Origin of the sequence: Streptococcus sinensis, assembly GCF_000767835.1 — a bacterium.
Lineage (GTDB): Bacteria > Bacillota > Bacilli > Lactobacillales > Streptococcaceae > Streptococcus > Streptococcus sinensis.
Genome location: NZ_JPEN01000045.1, coordinates 40,365 through 46,979, shown reverse-complemented (window position 1 = coordinate 46,979; position 6,615 = coordinate 40,365). Strand labels below are relative to the sequence as shown.

Annotated in this window: 5 protein-coding genes; 4 read left to right on the top strand and 1 reads right to left on the bottom strand. The window is 42.7% G+C overall.

Annotation, left to right across the window (positions count from 1 at the left end; all coding sequences use genetic code 11):
* Positions 1-107: 107 nt before the first annotated feature.
* Positions 108-2,312 (bottom strand): LTA synthase family protein, encoded by a 2,205-nt coding sequence (locus SSIN_RS03145; RefSeq protein ID WP_037615644.1) that lies wholly within the window; start codon positions 2,310-2,312, stop codon positions 108-110.
* Positions 2,313-2,623: 311 nt separating this feature from the next.
* Between SSIN_RS03145 and SSIN_RS03140 the strand changes: the two genes are divergently transcribed.
* The 4 genes from SSIN_RS03140 to aroB all read left to right on the top strand — a co-directional run bounded on the left by SSIN_RS03140 (position 2,624) and on the right by aroB (position 6,552).
* A complete protein-coding gene (locus SSIN_RS03140; protein ID WP_037615637.1) occupies positions 2,624-3,787 on the top strand; it encodes a class I SAM-dependent rRNA methyltransferase in 1,164 nt (387 codons plus the stop codon).
* Positions 3,784-4,461, top strand: a complete 678-nt coding sequence (gene aroD, locus SSIN_RS03135; protein ID WP_037615635.1) for a type I 3-dehydroquinate dehydratase — start codon at positions 3,784-3,786, stop codon at positions 4,459-4,461. The genes SSIN_RS03140 and aroD overlap by 4 nt, the downstream gene beginning before the upstream one ends.
* Complete coding sequence (locus SSIN_RS03130; RefSeq protein WP_037615634.1) at positions 4,451-5,308, top strand: shikimate dehydrogenase; 858 nt, start codon at positions 4,451-4,453, stop codon at positions 5,306-5,308. Before aroD ends, SSIN_RS03130 begins: the two co-directional genes overlap by 11 nt.
* 176 nt (positions 5,309-5,484) lie before the next feature.
* Positions 5,485-6,552, top strand: a complete 1,068-nt coding sequence (aroB, locus tag SSIN_RS03125) for a 3-dehydroquinate synthase (protein WP_037615633.1) — start codon at positions 5,485-5,487, stop codon at positions 6,550-6,552.
* The last annotated feature ends 63 nt before the right edge of the window (positions 6,553-6,615 follow it).

Here is a 6,615-nt window from a genome sequence, read left to right as displayed (position 1 = left end):
ATTTCATAAAAATAACACCCCAAATGTTAGATTTTTCTGTCTAACTTTTGGGGTGCGGTTCAAAACATTTTCAACGTTTTGGTGAGAGTTTTGTAGTTTGATAAATACTAAGGAGTAGCAGTTGAACTAGAGGAACTTGAAGAGCTAGAGGAGCTAGAAGAGTCTCCGCTACTCTCTTCCTCACTGCTGGATTGGAATTGTTCAGGGTGCAGTGCTCGATAGCTTGGCGAATTGAATAAGTCAATGGAGGACACACCGCCACGTTTTGAGTAAAGGCTGGTCGATTGCTCTCCTTTTTCCTTCTCGATGGCTTGGAGAGCCTTGAAGGAGTTGATGTAAGAATAGTCCTCGGGATTGACTTTTCCTAAGTCATTGCCCGTGTAGAAGCGGAGCAGGTCCCCTGTCTGAATCGCATCGCTCATCTTCAGCTGGGTATTGGCTGCTGTCCGAATAGCTTCCAGTTCTGCAGTTGTGGATTCGTCGGGAAGGGTAATCTCGTCCCCAGTTTGTGTGTTGTAAATCCGTCCGCTGTAGCTTGTATATTTAGGGGTTACAAAGTTATTGGTTGAGCGGAAAGTCACGATTTGCTCATGCTGAGGTGAGAGTAGGTCTTGTCCGACTTGAAGGTAATTTTTTGAGTCAATGCCCAATAGATGCTCCAAAGTTGGCAGCATATCTATTTGTCCACCAAAGGTATCAATGATTTTTCCTTTCTCCATACCCGGTATCACCACCATATATGGGACCCGCTGCAGCATAGCGTTGTCATAACTAGACCAGGTTTCAGAGTCTTTGCCTAGAAGTGGTGCCAGAGCTGGATTGCGAGAATTGGAAATTCCATAGTGGTCTCCGTAAAGGACAATAATTGAATTTTCGTACAGTCCAGCTTCTTTTAAATAGTCAAAGAAGGCTTTGACAGCTGAGTCGAGATAGTTTGCGGTTGCAAAGTAGCCATTGATGGTTTCGTCTTTGGTATCTGCAAGCGGGAAACCAATTTCATCGCCAATCAGACTGGTCGTATAAGGATAGTGATTGGAGACGGTGATGTATTTGGCATAGAAAGGCTGCTGTAAATGTTCCAGATACTTGATGGAATCTTTCAGCATGATCTTGTCGTTCAAGCCGTATTGGAAGGAGTTAGTCTCGTCCTGTTTGGTGAAGTAGGAGGCATCAAAGAAATAATTGTAGCCCCATTGCTTGTAGGCGGTGTTGCGGTTCCAGAAGCTGCCAGTATTTCCATGGAAAACAGCAGATGTGTAATTTCCATTTTGAGAGAGGATAAAAGGAGCTGCTTGCTGGGTATTGGTACCACCGTAGTTTACCATGAAGGAGCCTTGGTTAAGACCGAATAGGCCTGTCTCTAGCATGGTTTCTGCATCGGATGTTTTTCCAGCCTTAACTTGGTTAAAGATGTTAGAAAAGGCCAAAGTTGAGTTGGAATGGTAAAGCGAGTTTAGAAAAGGTGTTACTTCGTATTCCTTGCCGTCCATCTGTAGTTTATAGTCAATTAAAAATTGTTGGAAGCTCTCTAAATGGAGATAAAATACATTGCGCCCCTTGGCAATACCATAGTATTCAGAGTTGGGTTCGGCATAGTGAGATTGAATATATTGTTCGACTGGCTCCAGATCTTTGGCAGAGGCTTTAGAGCGCTCTTTATTGGCACTATAGGTCTGATTGGCGCTGTAGCCTAGAAAAGCTGGCAGGCCGAGAGCTCGGACGACATAGTAATTTGAAAATCCGCGCGTCAGGAGCTCTGGACGATCAATCTCTGCTAGGAAAAGATTGGCTGAAAAGAGCATGGCTGACAGAGATGTTACGGCAAAGCTAGCCCGGATATTGAATGCACGATGATCCAAGCGGATATACTTTTTATAAAAAAGCCAGCCAAGGATTGGGAAATCAATGATATAAATGGCATCCCACGGACGGAAAAGCTCCATGGCCGCTGCTCCCAGACCTGCAGAAACCTTGCTGGAGGCCAGCATGGTATTGACCGTCACAAAGTCGGTAAACTCGCGATAGTAGATGGAGTTGGAGACCAGCCAGACAAAGAGCAGCATGTAAATAGCAGTGCTGACCCAATAAAAAAGCTTGGTCGGTTTGATATAAAGAGCTAGTCCAATCAGCAAAAGTCCGATGGGAAAAGGGTTAATCAGAGCCAGAAAAATCTGGTAGGCTCCTTGAATATCTAAACTAAAATCGACAGTATAGGCCCACATGGTTTTTAACCAGTAAATCGTGAGCAAACTCAAGACGAAACCTAGCCTTGTACTCATAAAATTGAGTAAATTCTTGGTTATTTTTTTCACAGAAAGGTACTTCCTTGTCTTATTTCCTAAAAATTCTCTACCTCTAAGTATATCATAATTTTTTCAGTTGAGGAAAGATTGAGGGTGAATAAGTGATTAGTTTATTTTATTTGTAAAACAATGAAGAGTATCTGTTCTTCTCCTAATTATAATAGAAAGTGGAAATAGGAAAACTCTTTATTAAAGTCCGCCTAATCAGGTGGCTTTTTGTTATAGCAAATAATAAAAATATGTTCCTCTTAAAGCCGATATTGGGTTAAAATAATAAATATGCTTTGAGAATTTTCACAATATTTGGTATAATAATGCTTATGAAGAAACTTACTGTTAAAAAACAGACAGAGGAAAAGTTGAGAAAAGGCATTTTAGTGTTAGATAAAAATGATTTTCCAACTCTTTCTCTCAATAATCAATGTGTGGAATTGCACAATCAGCAGGGGAAATTTTTAGGAACAGCCTATCTATCTTTGCAGAATAAGGGACTTGGTTGGCTGATTTCCTATGCTAAGGTAGAGTTGAACCTAGCTTTCTTTCAGAAGTTGTTTGAAAAGGCTAAAGATAAGCGCTTCTATTATCGCCATGCTGAGGATACAACAGCTTACCGACTGTTTAATCAAGAAGGTGATGGTTTTGGTGGTTTCACGGTTGATTTGTATGAGGGATATGTAGTTTTTTCTTGGTATAATTCCTTTGTTTTTTCAATCAAAGACCAGATAGTGGCTGCATTCCAGCAGGTCTTTCCTGAGGTCGCTGGAGCTTACGAGAAGATTCGCTTCAAGGGCTTGGACTATGAGTCTGCCCATCTCTACGGAGCAGAAGCGCCAGCCTATTTTACGGTTTTGGAGAATGGCGTGCGCTATCAAGTCTTCATGAATGATGGCCTGATGACTGGGATTTTTCTGGACCAGCACGAGGTGCGGGGGAGTCTGGTTAACGGCTTAGCTAGCGGAAAAAGTCTGCTCAACATGTTCTCCTACACAGCGGCTTTCTCGGTGGCAGCTGCCATGGGTGGCGCTAGTCAGACAACTTCTGTTGATTTGGCCAAGCGCAGTCGTGAGCTTTCCCAAGCACATTTTGAAGCCAATGGCTTAGATTTGGAGCCTCATCGTTTCGTAGTTATGGATGTCTTTGATTATTTCAAATATGCCAAGCGTCATGAGTTGAAGTATGATGTGATTGTCCTAGATCCGCCGAGCTTTGCTCGCAATAAGAAACAGACCTTCTCTGTTGCGAAAGATTATCATCGTTTGGTGGCTCAGGCTTTGGAAATTCTGAGTCCAAAAGGAACATTGATTCTCTCGACCAACGCAGCCAATGTCTCTAAAAGTAAGTTTAAAAAAGAAATTGAAAAAGGATTTGCAGGAGTTCCTCACCGCTATCTGGCGGAATATGGTCTACCAGCAGACTTTGTATACAATAAGAAAGATGAGAATAGTAACTACCTCAAGGTATTTACTATTAAGGTGGACAAATGAAATTAGTCGTTTCAATCATGCCCAGAAGTTTAGAAGAGGCTAAAGCTATCGATCTTAGCCGCTATGATGATGCAGACATTATCGAATGGCGAGCGGACTTTTTGCCCAAAGAGAGCATTTTAAACGTTGCTCCTGCTATTTTTGAGAAATTTGCTGGGCGTGAATTGCTCTTCACACTGCGGAGTCGGCAAGAAGGTGGCGAGCTTGATTTGTCAGATGATGAATATGTTGCATTAATCAAAGAAGTAGCGAGATTTTATCAGCCAGACTATGTTGACTTTGAGTATTATTCGCACAAAGATAAATTCGAAGAAATGCTTGATTTTCCCAATCTAGTCCTCAGCTATCATAATTTTGAGGAAACACCGGAAAATATGATGGAGATTTTGTCAGAATTGACAAGTTTGACACCAAAAGTGGTTAAAGTTTCTGTCATGGCTCACAATGAGCAGGATGTGCTGGACTTGATGAACTACACTCGGGGCTTTAAAACCTTAAATCCTGAGCAGGACTTTGTCACGATTTCCATGGGAAAAGTTGGAAAAATTTCTCGTATAGCAGCTGATTTGACAGGCTCTATCTGGTCTTTTGCCAGTCAAGAGGTTCCATCGGCTCCTGGGCAGATTTCTTTGGCCAATATGAAGAAAATTCAGGAGATTTTGAATGAAAATTGACGGTCACACTCGCTTAGCAGCTGTAATAGCCAAACCAATTAAACATAGCATTTCTCCCTTTATTCATAATCTTGCTTATGACCTAACAGAGATTAATGCTGTCTATGTTGCTTGGGAAATTGATAGGGAAGATCTGCAGCAATCTATTGAGAATATTCGTCGATATGATATGCTGGGGGCAAATATTTCAATGCCCTATAAGCAAGAAGTCCTGCAATATTTAGATGGTATTGATCAATCAGCACAGCTGATAGATTCTGTTAATACGATTGTAAATCAGAATGGTAGTTTGATTGGCTATAATACAGACGGATATGGATTTTTCCGCAGTCTGCCTGATTTTGATGTTAAAGACAAGACCATCACCGTTTTAGGTGCGGGGGGAGCTGCGTCAGCAATTATTGGACAGGCTGCTATAGAAGGTGCAGCAAAGATTCATGCTTTTGATCGCTCTCTGATCCTTGAGCAAACGAAGGTTAAAATAGATCAATTGGCATCGAGAGTTGGGCAGGATATCTTTCTGCATTCTGTCGAAGATGAAGAGGCTTTAAAGACATCAATTGCTCAGTCAGCTTTAGTTGTAAATGCCACAGGTGTAGGCATGGATGGTAAGTCTCTTCCTATCCCAAGTCAATTTGTCTTCCCTGAACATATTTTAGTTGCTGATTTAACTTATAATCCTGCTGAAACTCCGTTTTTGAGATTAGCGAGAGAGCAAGGTTTGCAAACAACGAATGGTTTTGGGATGCTGTTTCATCAAGCTAAAAAAGCTTTTGAACTGATGACAGGAAAAACAATGCCATCAGAAGAAGTTTGGGCAAGTTTGCTAGAGGAAATCAAGAAATAGTCTAATAAACATAGCATTATAGTGATGAAATAGATGTCCTCTTGGTTCTTCAATGATTTGGATGTCTATTTTTTTAACGATTTAGAGGCATTATTTGAAAATCAGCTCAAAAAATAAGTCAGCAGCAAATATACAGTCTTATCAGAAAACAAGCAGGATAAATTCAGGAGGTACTTATGAAACTGAATGTAAATCTCCCACATCATCCCTATGATATTCTCATCGAAAAGGGGTGTTTATCTCAGGCCGGAAGCTGGTTGAGTCAGCTTTGGCAACCTCAGAAGGTGGTTGTCGTCACGGACAATCGAGTGGCTCGACTCTATGCGGAAAAGGTCAAGCTGAGCTTGGAAGCTGCGGGTTTTGAAACCTATGTCTTTGACTTTTTGGAAGGTGAAGCTAGCAAGAACTTAAAGACGGTCAACAAGGTTTACGAGTTTCTGGTTAAGGTTGGTCTGACCCGCAGCGATGGTATTGTGGCCTTGGGTGGCGGCGTTGTTGGTGATTTGGCAGGTTTTGTCGCTTCGACCTATATGCGGGGCATTCATTTCGTGCAGATTCCGACCAGTCTGACAGCTCAAGTAGACTCCTCCATTGGTGGTAAGACGGGCGTCAATACACCTTGGGCTAAGAACATGGTCGGGACTTTTACCCAGCCCGACGGAGTTCTGATTGACCCAGATGTCTTGCTGACCTTGGGTCGGCGTGAATTGATTGAAGGCATGGGGGAGGTGGTTAAGTACGGTCTCATTGATGACAAGGAGCTTTGGCGAGAGCTGGAGGAGATGGATGGCAGTCCGGAGTCGATTTTGGAGCATGCGGAGAGTATCATCTATCATTCCTGCGATGTCAAGCGTAAGATTGTGGTCGAAGACGAGCTGGATAATGGCGTCCGCCTCTATCTGAATTTCGGCCATACTATTGGGCACGCCATTGAGGCGACTGCGGGCTATGGAAAAGTCATGCACGGTGAAGCTGTAGCGATTGGGATGGTACAAGTTTCCCTCGTCGCTGAAAAGAAAGGCCTTATGCCAACCGGGATTACAAAAGATATCATCCGTATGTGCCAGAAATTTGGCCTGCCGGTGGATTACCAGCCTTGGGATGAGAACGCTCTCTATCAGGCCTTGACCCATGATAAGAAGGCTCGAGGTAACTCTATTAAGCTAGTACTGGTGCCCGAGCTGGGCTCGGCTAGTATTCACCAGATTCCTCTGGAAGAGATGAAAGAATTTCTGAAGAAATAAGTGCCAGATAGAGCCTGAGACGAAATGGGCAGTTTGGATGAAAAGCAAACGGACTGTCCAGCT